20 protein-coding genes are annotated in these 19,130 nt (G+C 40.1%); 1 reads left to right on the forward strand and 19 read right to left on the reverse strand.

The window, feature by feature from the left end; translation table 11 throughout:
• Positions 1–2: 2 nt before the first annotated feature.
• The 19 genes from BM266_RS07980 to BM266_RS08070 all read right to left on the reverse strand — a co-directional run bounded on the left by BM266_RS07980 (position 3) and on the right by BM266_RS08070 (position 17,963).
• The gene (locus BM266_RS07980) at positions 3–1,226 is read right to left on the reverse strand and encodes a murein hydrolase activator EnvC family protein (protein ID WP_093408081.1); all 1,224 of its coding nucleotides are present in this window, start codon (positions 1,224–1,226) and stop codon (positions 3–5) included.
• Positions 1,223–1,993: a lipoprotein insertase outer membrane protein LolB1 gene (locus BM266_RS07985; protein ID WP_093408083.1), complete on the reverse strand. Its 771-nt coding sequence runs from the start codon at positions 1,991–1,993 to the stop codon at positions 1,223–1,225. The genes BM266_RS07980 and BM266_RS07985 overlap by 4 nt, the downstream gene beginning before the upstream one ends.
• Positions 1,994–3,358: a tetratricopeptide repeat protein gene (locus BM266_RS07990; protein ID WP_093408086.1), complete on the reverse strand. Its 1,365-nt coding sequence runs from the start codon at positions 3,356–3,358 to the stop codon at positions 1,994–1,996.
• Between the two features lie 36 nt (positions 3,359–3,394).
• A complete protein-coding gene (locus tag BM266_RS07995) occupies positions 3,395–4,405 on the reverse strand; it encodes a sugar phosphate nucleotidyltransferase (protein ID WP_093408088.1) in 1,011 nt (336 codons plus the stop codon).
• A gap of 90 nt (positions 4,406–4,495) precedes the next feature.
• Positions 4,496–4,930 carry a dUTP diphosphatase gene (gene dut, locus BM266_RS08000; RefSeq protein WP_093408091.1) on the reverse strand — a complete coding sequence of 145 codons (435 nt, stop codon included), beginning with the start codon at positions 4,928–4,930 and terminating at the stop codon, positions 4,496–4,498.
• Between the two features lie 39 nt (positions 4,931–4,969).
• Positions 4,970–6,409 carry a lipopolysaccharide biosynthesis protein gene (locus BM266_RS08005; protein ID WP_093408093.1) on the reverse strand — a complete coding sequence of 480 codons (1,440 nt, stop codon included), beginning with the start codon at positions 6,407–6,409 and terminating at the stop codon, positions 4,970–4,972.
• A gap of 27 nt (positions 6,410–6,436) precedes the next feature.
• Entirely contained in the window at positions 6,437–6,877 is a 441-nt protein-coding gene (locus BM266_RS08010; protein ID WP_093408096.1) for a hypothetical protein, read from the reverse strand.
• 113 nt (positions 6,878–6,990) lie between these two features.
• Positions 6,991–7,848: an ATP synthase F1 subunit gamma gene (gene atpG / locus BM266_RS08015; RefSeq protein WP_093408098.1), complete on the reverse strand. Its 858-nt coding sequence runs from the start codon at positions 7,846–7,848 to the stop codon at positions 6,991–6,993.
• Positions 7,849–7,894: 46 nt separating this feature from the next.
• A complete protein-coding gene (gene atpA / locus BM266_RS08020) occupies positions 7,895–9,475 on the reverse strand; it encodes a F0F1 ATP synthase subunit alpha (protein ID WP_093408101.1) in 1,581 nt (526 codons plus the stop codon).
• A gap of 41 nt (positions 9,476–9,516) precedes the next feature.
• A complete protein-coding gene (atpH, locus tag BM266_RS08025) occupies positions 9,517–10,074 on the reverse strand; it encodes an ATP synthase F1 subunit delta (protein WP_093408103.1) in 558 nt (185 codons plus the stop codon).
• A 6-nt stretch (positions 10,075–10,080) separates the two neighbouring features.
• Positions 10,081–10,578, reverse strand: coding sequence for a F0F1 ATP synthase subunit B (locus BM266_RS08030; RefSeq protein ID WP_093408106.1), 498 nt, complete (start codon positions 10,576–10,578; stop codon positions 10,081–10,083).
• 87 nt (positions 10,579–10,665) lie between these two features.
• Positions 10,666–10,887, reverse strand: coding sequence for an ATP synthase F0 subunit C (gene atpE, locus BM266_RS08035; RefSeq protein WP_072553516.1), 222 nt, complete (start codon positions 10,885–10,887; stop codon positions 10,666–10,668).
• Positions 10,888–10,910: 23 nt separating this feature from the next.
• Positions 10,911–11,999: a F0F1 ATP synthase subunit A gene (atpB, locus tag BM266_RS08040; RefSeq protein WP_093408108.1), complete on the reverse strand. Its 1,089-nt coding sequence runs from the start codon at positions 11,997–11,999 to the stop codon at positions 10,911–10,913.
• A gap of 135 nt (positions 12,000–12,134) precedes the next feature.
• A complete protein-coding gene (locus BM266_RS08045) occupies positions 12,135–12,518 on the reverse strand; it encodes a hypothetical protein (RefSeq protein WP_093408111.1) in 384 nt (127 codons plus the stop codon).
• A 4-nt stretch (positions 12,519–12,522) separates the two neighbouring features.
• Positions 12,523–12,738, reverse strand: a complete 216-nt coding sequence (locus tag BM266_RS08050) for an AtpZ/AtpI family protein (protein ID WP_093408113.1) — start codon at positions 12,736–12,738, stop codon at positions 12,523–12,525.
• A complete protein-coding gene (locus BM266_RS08055; RefSeq protein ID WP_093408116.1) occupies positions 12,719–13,120 on the reverse strand; it encodes a bactofilin family protein in 402 nt (133 codons plus the stop codon). The genes BM266_RS08050 and BM266_RS08055 overlap by 20 nt, the downstream gene beginning before the upstream one ends.
• A gap of 10 nt (positions 13,121–13,130) precedes the next feature.
• Positions 13,131–15,626, reverse strand: coding sequence for a type IX secretion system periplasmic lipoprotein PorW/SprE (gene porW, locus BM266_RS08060; RefSeq protein WP_245760408.1), 2,496 nt, complete (start codon positions 15,624–15,626; stop codon positions 13,131–13,133).
• Positions 15,627–15,740: 114 nt separating this feature from the next.
• On the reverse strand, positions 15,741–16,466 hold the full coding sequence (locus BM266_RS08065; RefSeq protein WP_093408121.1) for an ABC transporter ATP-binding protein: 726 nt from the start codon (positions 16,464–16,466) through the stop codon (positions 15,741–15,743).
• Positions 16,467–16,478: 12 nt separating this feature from the next.
• Positions 16,479–17,963 carry a DUF5687 family protein gene (locus BM266_RS08070; protein WP_093408123.1) on the reverse strand — a complete coding sequence of 495 codons (1,485 nt, stop codon included), beginning with the start codon at positions 17,961–17,963 and terminating at the stop codon, positions 16,479–16,481.
• A gap of 96 nt (positions 17,964–18,059) precedes the next feature.
• Between BM266_RS08070 and BM266_RS08075 the strand changes: the two genes are divergently transcribed.
• Positions 18,060–19,106, forward strand: coding sequence for a ferredoxin--NADP reductase (locus tag BM266_RS08075; protein WP_093408126.1), 1,047 nt, complete (start codon positions 18,060–18,062; stop codon positions 19,104–19,106).
• Positions 19,107–19,130 lie beyond the last annotated feature (24 nt).

Consider the following 19,130-nt stretch of genomic DNA (forward strand, 5'->3'; position numbering starts at 1 on the left):
GACTACATTTGAACGATCCAGTCGGCAGGATTCATTTTCTGAGTATTCTTATATATTAGGAAATGCAATGTTGTTTTACCGGTGCTACGGCTTGTAGCAACCTCGCCCAATTCCTGCCCTATGTTAACAACGTCACCGCGTTTTACAAATACTTTCGAAAGATTGTTGTATATAGTTAAATAATCGCCGTGACGAAGCATCACAGCTTTATTGGCTCCTTTTACAGCCTGTACCTCACTAACTGTCCCATTAAAAACTGCCCGGGCTTTACCGTTATTATCTGTATCAATCCGAACACCATTGCTGTTAATGGTTGTGGATCTCACTACCGGGTGTGGTTGGGTACCAAATTTCATGGTTACCACACCCGTACGCACGGGCCAGGGTAATTTCCCTTTATTTTTAATGAAATCGGCGGCGAGGGCTTTTGCTGCCGGAGTTAACTTGTAGGTATCCCTGGATTCTGAACCGCTCTCTTTATTGTCCTTAGCAATAGAAGCCCGAATCATTTCTTCTATCTGTTGGTCTATTTTATTGATTTCCTGTTGCTTTTGCTTAATCTGTGAAGCGAACTGACTTTCCTTACTTCTAATGGTTTTCATCAACTCCCGCTGCGCTATACGATTTTTTTCAAGCTCTGCCCGGGTTTGCCTGTTCTCAGCGATGAGTTTATCCTTTTCTTCTTTTTGATTGACCAAATTTTTATTTAATTGCTGAAGTTCGGCCGTACGGGCCTGGATTTCGTCTCCCTGTTGCTTTCTGTAAGCCGTATATTGTTTCATATACTGAAGCCTTTTGTACGCCTGAAGAAAATTCTCTGAAGACAGCAAAAACATTATCCTGCTGTTGGTAGATTTGCTCTTATATGATTTTTCAATCATACGGGCATAATCTTCCTTCAGAGCTTCGAGTTCTTTGCGCAACCGACCTATTTTACTTGAGTTTGAATTGATCTCACGGGTAAGCAGGTTCGCCTGCTGATTGGTAACTCTTATTAAATTTTCGGTACTTTTTATCTGTTGATCCAGATCCTGAACTTCACTTAAGACCGAACGCTCTTTTTGCTTGTTACTGCTTCTTAATTCGTTGATCCGCTTTATTTCGCTGCGCAATTCCTGACGGCGCTTCTCGAGTTCTTCACGGGATGTTTGCGCATTCGCCGGAAGCCCCAACAAAATTAAAAATCCGAAGATCAAAAATGAATATGTAAACTTTTTTAGCTTCATTCTACACTTATTTCTTCATAGCCTGAAGGAATTTCAAAAGGAAAGCTAATATCTGTGTTTACCTCCAGTGAGCGGTAAGTAAGTTCTATATGAGTGCTATTTGCGCCCTCGTTGGCAATGATTCTGATATGACGGGGAAAAAGTTTTCCTGAAGTTTCCTGGTAACCTGTATAGGCAACGGTGACCCTGCGATTATCCTCCTCCTGGGCAAGTTGTTGCGCTTCTGCCTTCAAATTCCCGGTATTCAGCAAAAACATTTTTTTTATAAGATCGTCTTTAACCGGTAAGAACTGATAACCTCTTGGCGTTTGAGAGAATTTATATTCCTCTGTTCGCAGATCATAAATAGCCTGTCCCAATAATAGGTTCTGAAGTTTTTCAAAATCAAGGGGAGTCCCCAGGATATCGCTAAGCAAGCTAAAATCACCTTCAAAATATGTTTTACCAATTTTTTCGTAATAACTTACACTACTGGGAGTAATATAGGCCTTGGCCATTGGGAAACCCAAAATTGTGGCACTTATCCAAATCGCCTTATCCTTCTCCATTCTGAAATTTAAATTGACTGTTTGAGTCTTATCTTCAGTTTGATAAACCGTACGAAGCCTTGCAGTTAAGGTCTCGAAATCGGGTTCGTTTTCGTAATGCTTCGCTATAATTCCAGCTGCTTCAAGGTCTTTGGTCGCTATCCCTTTTTTAACACGTCCACTTCCGCAAGAGATCATAAAAGCACTTAACAAAAACAATACAAATATCCTTCTAATCATTTATTCCAATTCTTTTAATAATTCTTCAGTCCTATCTTTAAACCGGGCGGCTTTTTCTTCGTCTCCCAAACCTTTATAAGCGATGGCTAGCTGGTTATAAAAATCAATCTCAAGTCTAATATTATCAATGAGATAATCGAGACCAAATGTAAGTATTTCTACTGCTTCGGCGTATTGGTGCAGATTATTTAAAGCAACCCCTTGCAACAGATATAAAAAAGGTTGAGCAGGAAAAACTTCCAAAGCGTCCCGGCTAAGATCTCGCGCCTCTTCATTCCGGCCTACTTCAATTTGTAAAAGCAAGGTGTTTTTAGTGAGTTCAAAGTTATTAGGGTCCTGACCAATTCCCTTTTCAAAAAATTTTAAGGCTTCTTCTTTTTTATCATTTTTCAAGTAGAATTTCCCTAGTTCTTCATATAGTTTTGGTGTATTTTCCCATTCGATAAGGTTTTGGCTCACTTCCAGTAACTCCTTTTCATAACCGGGATTATCATTAACGAATAACAGAAAATCATTAAGAACTTTAAACTTAGACTCAGGGTCTATCTCTTCACTTTCAAAGACAATTTTCATTGAATTTACCGCTGCGTCAGGTTTGTTGCGATTCAGATAAAATTTGTAAAGCGCCAGGTGCACCAATCGGCTACCCGGATTGGTCTCCAGCAGTTCCAGCGCAGTTTGAAAGGCCTCTTCCTCATTCCCCTGCTCGCTGTATATGTAAATAAGATTAAGGTAGTTCTGTTCGTTTTCAGGATCCTGCGCGATCCCTTCCTCTAGATTTCCAATTTGCGCATCGGTGTTGCCGGTTCTGGCATAAATCTGCCTGCGCATTATGGTTCTATAGTTATTTACCCCCTCTTCTTCATCGAGTTCATCAAGAACCCGAAGTGCTTCCTCATATTGCTCATTGAGCATATAGAGATTGGCAAGATCTTCCTTATAATCAGGATTAAATTCCATCAACTCCCTCACACTTAAAATAGCCTGTTCAAAATCACCGGTGCTACGATAGGTATGATAAATCTCCACGAGAATGTCTTCCCGCTGTTCAAGTGCCAGCGCTTTTTTATAGTTTTCAAGTGCCGATTCAAATTCTTCCAGCTCCCGATAATTTTTACCCAATTCAAAATAGACCACGGCATTATTGGATTCCAGTTCGAGACAGGCTTCGAGGGCAATTATTGCTTTCTCATAATTCTCAATGCCTTTTTGTTTAAGGGCTTCAAAAAAATGTTCCTGAAATTCATCGGTGACATTTCCCAGGTCATCTTCATTTACCTCGTCTACGATAGCTTCCTTCTCCTGAGCCGTCACCGGCAGAAGAAAGAAAAAACACAGCAGAAATATATAAAGCGGGTTTTTCATGACATTTTTTTGAAGCCTCAGGCCTTTTGGAAGGAGCTATTCTAAAACTGAATAATCTCCAATGCTAATCTGGGTAAACTCCCCGTTGAATTTAGCATGATTTCCAATCATGGCGTTATCCAGTTTCGCATTTTTTATTTCTGAAAAATTCTGAATAAGGCTGTTTTTTATAGTTGAATTCTCAATTTTGGTGCCATCTCCTACTGAAACATTGGGGCCGATCTTAGCATTGAGCAATTCCACATTCTCTCCAATGAAACAGGGCTCGGTAATTTCAGAATTCTTGATTTTTACAGACTTAGAGATCAGGTCCTTTCCTTCCTGATGAAGAAAATTCAGCATTCGGCCATTGGTTTCAACGGTTACGTTTTTATTTCCGCAGTCCATCCACTCATCGACTTTCCCGGGCACAAAACGAAGTCCGCTTGCTCGCATAGCCTGGATGCCATCATTGATCTGGTATTCTCCGCCACGGGTAAGTTTTTTATCGAGTACGCCCTGAAGTTCATTTTTAAGAACCGCAACATCTTTAAAATAATAAATCCCAATCACCGCAAGGTCTGAAACAAACTCCTGTGGTTTCTCCACAAGGTCAACGATCTCGTTGTTCTGGTTAAGATTCACTACACCAAAGGCTTCAGGATTCTCTACCTGTTTTACCCAAATTACGCCATCGGCTTCTTTATCCAATGTAAAATCGGCTTTAAAAAGGGTATCTGCATAAGCAATCACGGCTGGACCTTCCAGAGACTCTTTAGCACACATTATGGCATGCCCGGTACCCAAAGGTTTATCCTGGTAATAAATTGTTCCCTTGGCTCCTAAACTCTCGGCAATCGCCTTTAGATCGCTTTCTACTTTAGGGCCAAAATCTTCTGCGATAACAAAAGCGATCTCGTCTATTTTTTCATCCAGCACTCCGGCGATATCTTCGACTAGCCGATGTACTATCGGTTTTCCCGCAATGGGGATCAAAGGTTTTGGAACTGTTAAGGTATGCGGGCGAAGTCGCGAACCACGACCTGCCATTGGTACTATAATTTTCATAGGTGTAATTTGTAATTCCCTGAATTGTAGAGAATTTTCTGTTAATATTAATTTTCCGCACAACCGGTAATAACCGGCCAAATAATATTCTTATTTATGCCCCGTGCTACCGAAACCTCCGGCACCGCGGGTGGTTTCTTCCAGAACTTCTACTTCTTCCCAGGAGATATGTTCGTGTTTGGAGATTACCATTTGGGCAATTCTTTCTCCGTTTTCTATAGTATAATCTTCGTTGGAAAGATTAACCAGGATCACCCCAATTTCGCCACGATAATCGGCATCAACCGTGCCTGGGGAGTTTAAAACGGTAATTCCTTTTTTTGCAGCGAGGCCGCTTCTGGGTCTAACCTGCGCTTCATACCCTACCGGCAATTCCATAAAAAGTCCGGTTTTTACAATTGCACGCTCGAGAGGTTTAATGGTTATTGATTCTGAAATATTTGCACGCAAATCCATTCCCGCCGAAGCTTCGGTCTCGTAGTGAGGCAGATTATGCATCGATTTGTTGATAATTTTTACTTTCATTCATTTAAATTTAAAAGTTCATTTTAGAACAAATGCTTGTTAATTTATTATTTGTTTTAACTGTTTTCGTTCGTTTATAAAGGCTATAATCAGGAATCCCAAAACAAAGCCTGAACCGGCGATATAGTTTTCCCTGAAAAAACCAAAGGAAATTATGGAAAAGCCGGTAGACAATAACAGGTAAAAAGCTATTTTTTTAACGTCATAAGGCACCGGATAGTATTTTCTTCCGAGGAAATAAGAAATCACGGCCATACTTCCATAAGCCGCCAGAGTTGCCCAGGCTGCAGCGATAAAACCAAGGACCGGGATCAGGATGATATTGAATAAAACGGTAATAATTGCTCCAAAAATAGAAATATACATCCCAATTCGGGTTTTATCTGTTAGTTTATACCAAACCGAAAGGTTGTGATAGATACCCAAAAACAAATTCGCCAACAGAACAATAGGCACGATAGAAAGTGCAACCCAATAATCGCTGTTTCGGATTATGAGTTCCTTAAAAAGATCTATAAAAGCTACCAAAAACAGCAAAATAAAGCTTCCTGCAATAACAAAATAAGTAAGGATAAGAGAATAGGTGTTTTTTGCATTTTCGGCATTAGCCTGATTGAAAAAGAAAGGTTCGGCGCCGAGCTTAAAAGCCTGCACAAAAATAGTCATAAATACAGCCAGCTTGTAACAACCGGCGTAGGCTCCCATAATTTCATCGGAAATCATATCCTTCAACAGCAGTTTATCCAGGTTTTCATTGATCACGAAGGCAAGTCCGGCAACCATAACCGGCCAGCCGTAATGCCACATTTTCTTCAGCAAAGGAAAGCTGAAATCTAGTTTTGTTCTGAAAAAATACGGCAATAAGATCAAAAAGGTCACTGCACTGGCTGCAAGGTTAGAGAGAAAAATATACCCGACCTTATCCGCATCGGAGTAGTTATCCAGGATAATCTGAGGAGTAGAACCCGGAAATCTTTGTACCCACCATAGAAAATAAAAATTCAGCAACACTACTATCGCGATATTGATGATCTTAACCCCGGCGAATTTAACCGGTTTATTAGAAGCGCGTAGCCAGGCAAAAGGCACAACCACTAAGGTATCCAGCGCAAGTATCCCCAGCAGAATATTGAAATAAAATGGCTGCAAATCCAGAAGGCCAAAAATATAATCTCTGAAAAGAAAGACGAGGATAAAAAAGAAAACCGTTGTTACGGAAAGGGTGATAAAAGCGGTTGAAAAAACTTTCCCTTTTTCTTTAGAATGGCTGAAAAACCTAAAAAAGGCGGTCTCCATCCCATAGGTCAGAACTACGTTAAAAAACGCAGCCCAAACATAGAAAGTTGTATTTATAGCATAGTCTCCGGTACTAAGGGCGGCGGTGTGCAGCGGCACCAGGATAAAGTTCATTAGCCTGGGAAGCACCGTGGCAAAACCGTATATTATAGTGTCCTGAAAAAAACGTTTTAAAGTACTCAACCGGGGACCTGTTTTGTCATCAAGATATTAATTTCTTTCCTCTATTCCGGTTAACTTATAGTATTTTGTCTTATCGTTTTGCTTAAAAACAAGGATAGCTTCATCTTTGTTGATTTCAAACGGACTCTCCTTGGGAGCTTGTGGCGCCTTATTACCGTATTCTTCTTTAGGATCTACGTGCATCACCTTATCTCCTTTTCCTAAGGCGAAGGAAGCTATATAAAGATTAGATTGCTCTTCATCCAACTGAAGCGGGGAATGCATTCCGCGAAAATAAACACTTTCCAGCTGCACCCTGCTTTCCTGAATTACCGAAACAGGTATGTAAAGATCTAAACCATCTTCGGTCTCAGAATAATAAACCTCGTTAAACTGAGCCGGGGCTCTTTCCTGAAGTTCTTTATTACTGCCGCAGCTGCTTAAAATACTTAAAAGCACTATACTGAATATAAAAAAGGGAGCTTTCATAGTAAGGGGTTTTGTGATTTTAAAGTTACAAAAACAAAAGATATACCAAATAAATAAACCCTGCCGTTAGACAGGGTTTATTAACGGAAAGAAATTCCGCTTATTTTATATGATTAACCATTAAGGGCCTCGGCACCACCAACAATCTCAAGGATCTCATTGGTAATAGAAGCCTGTCGGGCTTTGTTGTAAGACAATTTAAGATCATCTCTAAGCTCTGTAGCATTCTCTGTCGCTTTGTGCATAGCCGTCATTCGCGCACCGTGCTCTGAAGCGAAAGAATCTCTAAGAGCCTTGAAGAATTGCATTTTCAGCGACTTCGGAATTAGATCTTTTACGATCTCTAATTTTGAAGGCTCAAAGATATAGTCCAGTTGTTTGTTTTCTTCAGAATCAAACTGCTCGATAGGCAAAAACTGTTCATGCTGAACGAATTGCGTCGCCGCATTTTTAAACTGGTTATACACAAGAACTATCTTATCATACTTCTCATCAAGGAAAAGTTGCATCAATTCTTCAGCGATGGCTGAGGCGTTTTCAAAGCTTAGATCATCATAGATCTCAGTGTTATTCTTATAGATATCATATTCCTTTTTCAGGATATCATTGGCTTTTTTTCCAACTGTGTAAATATCTATATTTTTAGCCTTGTAATCGTTCTTAGCCTTATACTTAACCGCTTTTATGATATTGGTATTAAAAGCACCGGCCAATCCCTTGTTTGATGAAACAGCAACGATCAACACATTGTTAACCTCGCGCTCCTCGGCATATTTACTGCTCGCATCATCTAAGGTAGCACTTAAATCCTGTAGCAACTGGGTTAACTTTTCAGAATAAGGACGCATTTGGGTAATTGCATCCTGGGCTCTGCTCAACTTTGCAGCCGATACCATTTTCATGGCACTGGTAATCTGCATGGTTGATGAAACCGAAATAATCCTGCTACGTAAATCTTTTAAGTTTGCCATAAGTTACTTTATGAGATTCCCACCTTCGCGGGAATGACAATAATTCTTACTTTTTATACTTCTCTGAAATTTCCTTAGCTACCTGCGTAAGGGTATCAGTAGCCTCATCGGTTAATTTACCGGCCTTAAGAGTATCCAGAACATTTCTGTGCTTTGTATCAAGAAACTCCAGGTAATCTTTTTCAAACTCCTTTACCTTATCTACAGGAACGTCTCTTAACAAGTTCTTGGAACCAGCAAAGATAATTGCAATCTGGTTTTCTACCGGGTAAGGATCATTTTGGCCCTGTTTCAGGATCTCAACATTACGCTTACCTTTTTGGATTACACGACGGGTAGAAGGATCCAAATCCGAACCGAACTTAGAAAAAGCTTCAAGTTCACGGTACTGTGCCTGGTCAAGTTTAAGGGTTCCGGCAACTTTTTTCATCGATTTAATCTGAGCCGAACCACCTACACGGGATACAGAAATACCTACATCAATCGCAGGACGAACCCCCGAGTTAAAAAGATCGGAAGTAAGGAATATCTGACCATCGGTGATCGAGATCACGTTGGTTGGGATATATGCCGAAACATCTCCCGCCTGGGTTTCAATAATTGGAAGTGCCGTTAGTGATCCTCCTCCTTTTACCCTGTCTTTTAAAGGATCAGGAAGGTCGTTCATACCCTTAGCGATTTCATCATTGTTAATCACTTTCGCTGAACGCTCAAGAAGTCTCGAGTGAAGGAAGAAAACGTCTCCAGGATATGCCTCACGCCCCGGTGGACGACGAAGCAAAAGAGAAACCTCACGGTAAGCTACCGCCTGTTTAGAAAGATCATCATACACAATTAGCGCAGGACGACCCGTATCGCGGAAAAATTCCCCTATCGCTGCACCTGCAAAAGGAGCATAAACCTGCATCGGTGCAGGGTCTGATGCGTTTGCAGCTACAATTGTTGTATAAGCAAGCGCTCCCCTGTCCTCAAGTACCTTGGCGATACCTGCAACAGTAGAAGCTTTCTGCCCAATGGCAACATATATACAGTATACCGGTTCTCCGGCATCGTAAAATTCTTTTTGGTTTAGGATGGTATCGATACAAACCGTTGTCTTACCGGTTTGACGGTCACCAATCACAAGTTCCCGCTGTCCCCTACCTACTGGCACCATGGCATCAATAGATTTGATCCCGGTTTGAAGAGGTTCGTTAACTGGCTGACGGAAGATTACTCCGGGGGCCTTACGTTCAAGTGGCATTTCAAGAGTTTCCCCTTCAATTGCACCTTTTCCGTCTATAGGGTTTCCTAAGGTATCAACCACACGGCCAACGATGCCTTCTCCAACTTTAATGGAAGCGATTCGTTGGGTTCTTTTTACTACCGAACCTTCTTTGATCTCTTTGGTTGGTCCTAGAAGTACAACTCCAACGTTGTCTTCCTCCAGGTTAAGCACCATCCCTTCAAGGCCGCTTTCAAATTGAACCAATTCTCCATATTGAGCATTTGCCAAACCGTAAACATTAGCAATACCGTCACCTACAGTAAGTACGGTACCCACTTCGTCTAAACTGGCTTCTGACTCAAAACCTGATAATTGCTGCTTTAATATTGCTGATACTTCAGCAGGATTTACTTCTGCCATAATTATTTAGGATAAAATGTCACACTTTAAGTGTAACGGTTTTAATTAAATTTTGAAACGTATGTGTTGTTTTTTAATTCTCTCTTAAGCCTGTTAAGGTTGTTGGCTACACTGGCATCAAATTGCAAATCGCCAACCCTTAACACGAAACCACCAATCATATCTTCGTCAACAACATTTTTGAGGCTGGCTTCATTCCCGGTTAGTTCCTTAATTTTAGTTTGAACCTTATCTTCAAGCTCCTTTGTTAAAGGAACTGCGCTTGTAACAATAGCCTGCTGAGTATTATTCATCGTATAATACCTTGCAATGTACTGTCTCGCTACAACTTCTAAAAGGTCAATTCGACCGTTCTCTACCAGGATATCAAAACTACTCATGGTTATCGCGTGAGCATCTTTAAATATCTCCCGAAGGGCACTTTTTTTAATTCCGGACTTAATGACCGGACTACCAAGCATACTTTTTAGGTCTTTGCTGTTAGCAATGGTTTGAGATATGCTTTGCATATCATCATATACCGCATCGGTGGCGTTTTTATCTTTTGCCAGACCGATTATTGCCTTAGCGTAACGTTGTGCTGCCCTGGTTCCTTTCATCTTAAATTAGTTTAAAGTAGAAACATCACCAAGCATCTTATCGATCATTTGATGCTGCTTTTCATCACTTGAAAGTTCCTTACGAATTACTTTCTCTGCAATTTCAATAGAAAGCGCGGCAACATGATTTTTCAATTCAGTCATTGCGGCCTGCTTTTCCAATTTAATGTTTTCCTGGGCCTGAGCTACAATCCTATCGGCTTTTTTCTGAGCATCTTCAGTAGCTTCAGTGATTATCTTTTCCTTTATCTCACGCGCTTCCTTAAGGATAGCATCTCTATCGGCACGAGCTTCTTTTAATAATTGCTCATTATCGGCCTTAAGATTTTGCATTTCCTTTCGCGCTTCTACAGCAGAAGCAAGGGCATCGTTAATTGATTGTTCCCGGTTATTAACTGCACCCAAAATTGGTTTCCAGGCAAATTTCGCCATAACGAAGATAAGCACCAAAAACACAATTGTTTGCCAGAAAAATAATCCGAATTCAGGAGTTATTAAATCCATAATCTATATTGTAAAAAAGTTTAAAAGCATCATTTAAAAAACCGCTTCGCAACCAACCGTTGCGAAGTGGATTTTTTTAAGGTTCGATTATCTAAGTACACCAAGTAAAGCGGCAACCACCCCAAAAAGGGCAACACCTTCTACAAGTGCAGCGGCGATAATCATAGCTGTTTGGATCTTTCCAGAAGCTTCTGGTTGACGGGCAATAGCGTCCATTGCTGAACCACCAATTTTACCAACACCAATAGCTGCTCCAACTACTGCTAATCCAGCTCCTAGAGCTGCAAGACCTACATACAATAATTCCATAATAGATAAATTAAAAATTAAAATTAATGATGTTCATGTTCCGCAACTGCCATTCCGATAAACAGGGCAGACAGCATTGTAAAAATAAACGCTTGAAGGAATGCTACCAGCAATTCCAGTATTGTGATGAAAAGTGCAAACGGCACCGAAATTCCGGCTACTCCGGCACTCTCCAGTATAAATATCAATCCTAATAAACTCAATATAATAATGTGACCCGCAGTAATATTTGCAAACAAACGAATCATAAGGGCAATAGGCTTAATGAACACACCCAAGACCTCAACTACAGCCAAAATTGGTTTTACGAACGTTGGAATACCCGGCATCCAGAAAACGTGTTTCCAGTAATCTTTATTCCCGTTCATAATAATTATAGCAAGGGTAAATAATCCCAGAGAGACTGTTACCGCAATGTTTCCGGTTACGTTAGCTGCTCCCGGTAAAAGACCTAATAAGTTGGTTATCCAGATAAAGAAAAACACGGTAAGCAAAAAGGGCATAAATTTCATATACTTCTTTTCACCAATCTGAGGTTTTGCTATCTCATCTCTAACAAACAATACCAGGGTTTCCAGCACGTTATTAAAACCTTTAGGCGCATGTTTGTTCTTCTTGTGAAAACCAGCCAACCCAAAGAAGAACCAAATCATCAGAATAACGGTTAAAAGCATAGCCGCTACGTTCTTAGTGATGGAAAGGTCCAAAGGTCTTTCGGCATTTAAAGGATAATCTTCTTCGTCGAACTTAACGGTTTCAGCACTTTCCTCTAACTGGTATATTTTTTCATGATAGTTCACGAATTGCATTCCATCCTTTTCAACGATGTATTCCCCTTCGGTATCGTGATGAAATTCACTGGACATAAAAGTCACTAATCCATTATCTGTCCACAAAATCACAGGTAGTGGTAAAGTGTAAGAGTTATCGCCTGATCCAAAAAAATGCCATCCGTGGGAATCACCAATATGATGCAGGATCATATCTGTTGGATTGAATTTTTCTTCAGTTTCATTTTCAACCTGATCGGCCGAGGCAAAAGCTAAAAAAGGAAGTAAGGCGAAGGCTAGTGTTAACGTCACTATAATCTTAAAAGATTTATGTGCTATCATAGTACCTGTTCTGCTTAAAAATTATGGGCTCTAAATTTCGCTGCAAAGGTATACTTTTAATTTTTATCTGAAAGCCCCGGTTATAAATTTTTAAACCGAAACTCCAATTTAAGGATTTCGTTGAGAGACAACAACTTATTTTAAATTAATAAGCTTTACGACATAAAGGGTTTCAAAGATCAGAAATAAAAAATAAGGGATGAAAAATGCTATGATATTTAAAAAGGTTGTGGGGATTCCGCTTAAAATAAGGGGTAAAAGAAATATCACCGCAGCTAGCATCTTTAAAAGACTAAGTCCCATAAAAGCAAACCCGATTTTGTCCTGAAAATTCTGATGTACCCAAATCAGAGTGCTGTAAATGATTAAAGTAGCGAAAAAGTGAAAAAGATAGATGGCCCATACGGGATAAAAGAGTTCACTTTCAAAAATAAAATTCAGCAGTAAATACTGTATTACAAAAAGTACAATGCTAAAAAGAAGGAATACCTTTAAAAATCCTGGTAAATTATTCTTCATAATATTAATCGTCGTCGCTTAGGTCCTTTAAACCCCTAAAAACCTGGTAAAGTGCAACAAACACACCCAACAGGGAAAGTGAGATGGTATAAGCTGAATATTTATTTGGGAACTTCTCATCCAGCCAAATACCAATAAAAACACCGGCTGCGATAATAATACCCATCTGGAAGGCAATATTCACATAGGCCAGGTACTTATTAGGCTGATTTTTTTTCATCTTTTTGCTTAAGCGATTTAACATCGCCATTCATCTGGCAGGTGGCATTAAACGTTGCTCCAGGCTCAATAGCGAGTTTTCCGGCGCTAACTTCCCCTTCAATAACCGCAGAGGTTCTCAGGCTCAAAGTTCCGGTTACATGCAGGTTTCCGTTTATTTTGCCTTCAATATCGGCATGTTCGCATTCTAGTTTGCCCTTTAAAAGGCCGCCTTCGCTAATTACAACCTTGCCGGCGGTTTTGAGATTACCATCCAAGGTTCCTTCAATCCTGAATCCTCCTTTGCCGCTAATGTCTCCGATAATAGTTGTTCCGGCAGCAATTCGGTTTTGTTCTTTGGTATTTTCGGATTTGGATTTAGATTTTTTTTGATCTGAAAACATAAGTAGGGTTTTAATTATTGGGGGGTGGGTAAGCGTCTAAATTTTTATGAATTTGTACAATTCTATAATTTTCTGTTGATATGGCAATGAATTCATCTTCAATTTTAAATTCTTTATTCTGAAGTAATTCTGCAAATCCCAAAGCCCTTTCCTTGTTCTCCAGTCCATGAATCACCACAAAAACCGTGGCAGGATCGTAAATATCTACTGAAGTTTTATGGTCGTAATTAAGCTTTTCAATGGCTTTATCTATTTTTCCCTTTAGCGCTGAAGCACTTTCCTTTTCAGAAATATCAAAGGTGTAAACCAGTTTAAAATTAGTCTGAAGACTATCCCGGTTAAATTCCATCCCGGAAAGCGAAGGAATAGTCTGGGTTATTAATTCCCGTGCTTTATTTCCTTCTTCCGTTTGCGGATAGGTTAACGCCACATGGTTTAGGGCATCTTTATAAGCCTCAAGACCAAGCAATCTAGCGATGGCCATAGCTTTTAATAATTCGAATTTTGGCAGGATTTCTTCCCCGGAAAATTCATTAATATACTTATTAGTCTCCACGAGCACCTCATCATATTTTTCCTCTTCAAAATTCCTGTAAACTTCAGCATAAACCGCTTCAGGAGAATTCTCATCCTCAGTAATCGCCTGAGGGTTTAAAATATAGGTAGCATAACGTGATTCGGGATAGTTATTGAGAATATCCTGCTTTATTCTTTCCTGATCGGCAAGACGACCGGTAATCCCATATATTTGGTATAGATTATATTTAGCGGGAAGAATAAGGTCTTCTTTAGTACTATCTTTCAGCAGCGCTTCCAGGTTTTCAGCAGCCCTATCATACTGCCTGTATTTTTCTTTATAAATAATTCCCAGTTGATAGCGGGCTATATTGCGATCGCTGGCTAGACTATCCAGGATTCGTTGATCTGTAGGGATCATATTTACATAAGTCATAGGATCAAAACGCGGATCGTCATCAAAGTTTATTTCAGCCGTTTCGGTTTCTTCGGTGGTGTCCTGCTCGGCAAAACCCAATTCTCCCCATCGCCAGTTATCTGCCAAAGGCCTGTTTCCCCAAATATTTTTAAATGTCTGAAGCCCGTTTTGCAGCCTGCTTTCGTTGTGAAAATAGAAATTACGGGCCCCTCCGGGAGTTGGCATTGCCCCCGGACCGGGAAGTGAGGTTTGCGGAATTTCTTCAACAACAATTCCGGCGAGTCTATCAGACTCGGCTTTTGTTTTTAAGTCTTCAATATGTGCTGTGAAATATTCGAGTTGTTCATCGGGAAGCATCCTGCTCAGCATTAAAATACTGTCGTTTCTTGCCAGACTTTCTTCATATAAAATAACATCTTCCAGATTATCGCGCTTCTTTTTGATAGTCCTGTATTCCCTAAGTCGGGGAGACATCACTGCCAGGGTACTGTCGTAATATTTACTGGCATCACGGTATCTTGCATCCTCAAAATTCCTGTTGGCCAGGATCTCATAATTAATAGATTTTAGGAATTTGTCGCTAATTGGGGCTCGCAATGACTTGTTGTAGTATTCAACCGCAAGACGCGTGGAATCGATATTCCTGTAATATTCCCCTATCTGAAAATAAATCTTATCGAGATATGGCCGATTTTCCCGGTCTTCCTCCAATTCGGTAAGCAATGCTCTTAATTGGTAATTTTCTCCCTGGTTGTAATCAAAATTACGTGCTTTTTCAACGTAAGCGTTAACCATGTAGACCCTCGGGGATTTTCGGTTTAATTCTATAACCTTATCGAAAGCCTCGTTGGCAAGACTGGGTTGATCAATACGGTTGTACAATTGCCCCAGAATGTAATAATATCTCCCTTTTTGCTCATTTTTACCGGTGATTCCAGCGGCTTTTTGAAGGGGTACCACGGCACTATCAATAAGCTGAAGATTTACAAAGGCCTGGGCTAAAGTAGCGTTAGCATCAGCAAAAGCCTGACTTTCCAGGTCTTCCTGCTTCAGAATATTCTTCAGATTTTTGATGGCAAGCCGGTTATTATCCAGCCTCATATTTGTTTTTTCCCGCCAGATCTGGGCAGTATTTATATTATTACTCGCCGGATATTTGTGAAGGATATAGTTGAAGGCTTCCAGGGCCGGAATAAACCGCTGCTCATAATATCTTGCCTTTCCCAACAACATATAAGCTTCATCTATTTGTGGATTTCGCTCTTTTCCTCCAATAAACATGGAGTGTTTCTGGATAGCTTTTACCGCTTTTTCTTCAGCTATACCAAAATTCTGATTTCTAATGCTATCCGGAAGCAGGATTTGCTCCTCAATTTGCATGCGCTCTATAGGAAGAATATCCCAGAAATTATCATCGTAGGTCTGGATAAGTTCCTCCCGACCTTGATCGAGAGCGAGATGGCCGTTATAAAGGGTATTATACTCGGTAGTTACCGCATGGTAGTTCCGGTTTAGAAATTTGTCTTTCTTGCGCGAACAGCCAAGAATACCGCCCACGAGGATAAGAAGCACAAAAATTTTAGTAAAACTATTCAAAATCAACCGGTTCTAGGTAATATGATTAACTCAGCTACCGCTGTTTTAGTATGTAAAAATACGCTTCTTTTTAGAAACAAAAACCGGTTTTTAGATATTCTCGGGTTGGTGCTGCATAGGTTCCCCCGAAAAATAATCTTCCAGCTCCCTTAAGGTTGCTTCTGAAGTCTGTATGTCTTTTACCACTTCTCCTTTATCCAGTACCACTATACGTTCACAAACTTCGGTAACGTGAATCAAATCGTGGCTTGAGATCAGGAAGGTAGTTTCATTGGCTGCGGCTCGTTCCCTAATGATCTTTTTTAACCGAATTTGCGTGGTGGGATCAAGATTCGCAAAAGGTTCATCTAAAATCACGACCCTGGGATCACCTATAAGTGTGGCTACAATGCCTACTTTTTTCTGATTCCCTTTGGAAAGATCACGCAGGTACTTTTTACGGCCAAGAATCTCACCATGAAAAAAGTCTTCAAATTCAGCTAAAAGTGCATCTACATCGGCTTTATTGCGATTTCTTAACTCTCCCACGAAATAGAAATATTCCTCGGGAGTAAGATATCCAATCAGGAAGCTTTCATCAATAAAAGAAGCAGTAAAACTTTTCCATTCCTCGTTTTGACTCACGGTAATTTCGTTATTAAAAATATTCCCCGTGGTTGGCTGAATAAGATCCAGCAATAGACTGAAAAATGTGGTTTTTCCTGCCCCATTATTCCCTACCAGTCCAAAATTCTGGCCAGCCGGGATGTCCAGGTGCTCTATATTGAGAACCGTAGTTCCATTGTAAACTTTTGTAATATTCGTCGCGGTAATCATAAATTCAATTTTTTATTCTCCGGTTTCCTTAAAACCATTAATCATTGCATATTTTCTTTCCTGGTAACGTTTAGCGATGCTATTTAACAATACCGGCCTTAAAAGCAAGCCTGCAATTCCCAGGGCCGACAAAAGCCCTAAGGCGGTTTCCATCCCTAAGAATTTATCTGTAAGCCAATAAAGCAGAACAGGTAGCGCCATTAGTGGCAAACTTACCAGCCATTGCGTGGCTCCGGTTCCCTGGTAATTCATAAACGGACTTTTATCCAGGTCTATTCTCTTTTTATTAAACGACCCGGCATATAATAATACCGGTACATTCACGCCTATATTATACAACGCACAAACCATATTTATAAGTAAAATATTCCAGCCAAAATAGATATAAGGCGTAGACAGAATTGCCAGAACCACAACGCTAAAGCTTATAAGACCGGCCTTAGAGGCCAGATATTGTTTCAGTGGAATATTCTGCGACATTATCATCGGGTAGTAAGAGGCATCCCAGGAAGGCACAAACTGCCCGAAATTGATCATAAAAATTCCTGTAATAAAAATTCCGACGAAAACATAAAACCAGGGCATCCCCTGATAAATGTCATTGGGATAAAAGAAAAGCCCGTAACCCAATAACAAAAGTGACATATAAATAGTGGTTTTGGGCCGTTTATTTCTCCAGATAAGCTTCAGATCTAACTGAAGAAAAGGTGCAATACTTCCGAATTTTTTCGTCCAATCGAAATCACGGGTATTAGTAATCCCTTTTTTCCCTTTTAACCCGGCATCCAGGTAGAATTTACCTTCCAGGTTATGTTGGTTCCATTTATAAAGAATAACCAGTAAAATAACCGGAATTGCCGCTAAATAAGGAGTGGCCAAAACAAAATCCAAAAGCTTTCCGAAGTAAAAACTTATTTCAATTACCTGAAAATATTCTAATGCCCCTAAAATTACAATGGTTAAGATCACCGGGATAAGCGCCTTCAGGTTCTCGGTGAAGCGTTTTTTGATGATAAAGTTACTGTAATTCACACACAGGCTTAACGCAATCATTGCTACCATCCAGCCCAGTATTGAAGAGACAGTATATTCATTTTTATAGATATTGAATATTCCAAAAGGGATTATAATAAATAACGGTAGGAAGTTATAGAAGGAGTACAGGCTTTTTATCAGTACAAAATTCACCACTTTACGCTTGGGAATTGGCAATAACATTAGGGGTTTAATATCCATCACCGGGAGGGTTTGCAACATAAACCTCAACCCCAATTCAAGAACCAGCCATACCAAAACAAAGCGGTTTACCAGTTGAAGCGGATCGTCGCTGGGAAAAAATTCCTGTAAAAGTGGGTATAAGCCTATGCCGAAAAATAAAAATACAGCAGAAAAATAAAGCGCCAGGAAAATCATCAAAATTCTAAGCCCCAGACTTTTCCCTAAACTTGCCGACCTAAAAAAGGCTTTCCACTCCAGAGATAAAAAACGAGTAAACATAATTGCTTATTTCCAATGTAAGTAATGAAAAATAGTCTTTTGTTACACTAAAAAATAGCACATACTTTGTATTTTTGCACTCAAATTATTTTTTGAATGCAAAAGTTCCATAAACTAAAGATAAAAGAAGTAATAAGGGAAACCCCACAAGCGGTGAGTATATCCTTTATAATTCCAGAAGATCTAAAGGAAGAGTTCACTTTTAAGGCCGGACAGTATATTACTATAAAAACACAAGTGGACGGCGAAGAAATCCGCAGGGCTTATTCCCTATGTTCAGCACCCGGAGGTGGGGAATTCAAAGTTACCGTGAAGGAGGTTGAAGGCGGGAAATTCTCTGCGATAGCCAATAATAAACTCCAGGCCGGGGATGAGCTGGAAGTACATCCGCCGGAAGGAAAATTTATCCTGGAACCCGGCACCGAGCCTAAGAACTATGCAGCCTTTGCTGCAGGAAGCGGAATCACCCCAGTACTTTCCATTCTAAAAACTGTGTTAGCCGAAGAACCTAAAAGCCGTTTTATCCTTACCTACGGAAATAAATCTCCTGAAGAGACCATATTCTTCAAGGAATTGCTGGAGCTCCAGGCTAAATTTCCGGATAGGTTGTTTATCGAATTTGTTTACAGTCGTACCCGTGAAGAAAAATCACATTTTGGCCGTATTGAGACCAGCACTGTGAATTATGTGGTAAAAAATAAATTCAAGGATCATCCTTTTGCAGGTTACTATCTATGCGGCCCAGAAGAAATGATCAACCAGGTCACGGAAGTGCTTAAAGAAAACGGAGTTTCTGATGAAAATATCCATTTTGAACTTTTTACTACAGAAGATACCGGAAGCATCGAAACCAAGGTAGAAGGTCAGACAGAACTTACTGTTCTGGTTGATGATGAAGAAACCACTTTCAGTATGGATTCCAAGGGAACTGTTCTTGATGCTGCATTGGAACACGACCTTGATGTCCCCTATTCCTGCCAGGGCGGGATTTGTAGTTCCTGTATCGCAAGAATTAAAGAAGGAAAAGCTGAAATGCGAAAAAATCAGATCCTTACCGATGAGGAAATTGCCGAAGGGCTTATCCTAACTTGCCAGGCTCAACCTTTGACACCAAAACTTAAGGTTGATTATGACGATGTATAATTAGATAGGGGAAATAAAAACGAA

Source organism: Salegentibacter flavus (assembly GCF_900115145.1).
Classification (GTDB): Bacteria; Bacteroidota; Bacteroidia; order Flavobacteriales; family Flavobacteriaceae; genus Salegentibacter; species Salegentibacter flavus.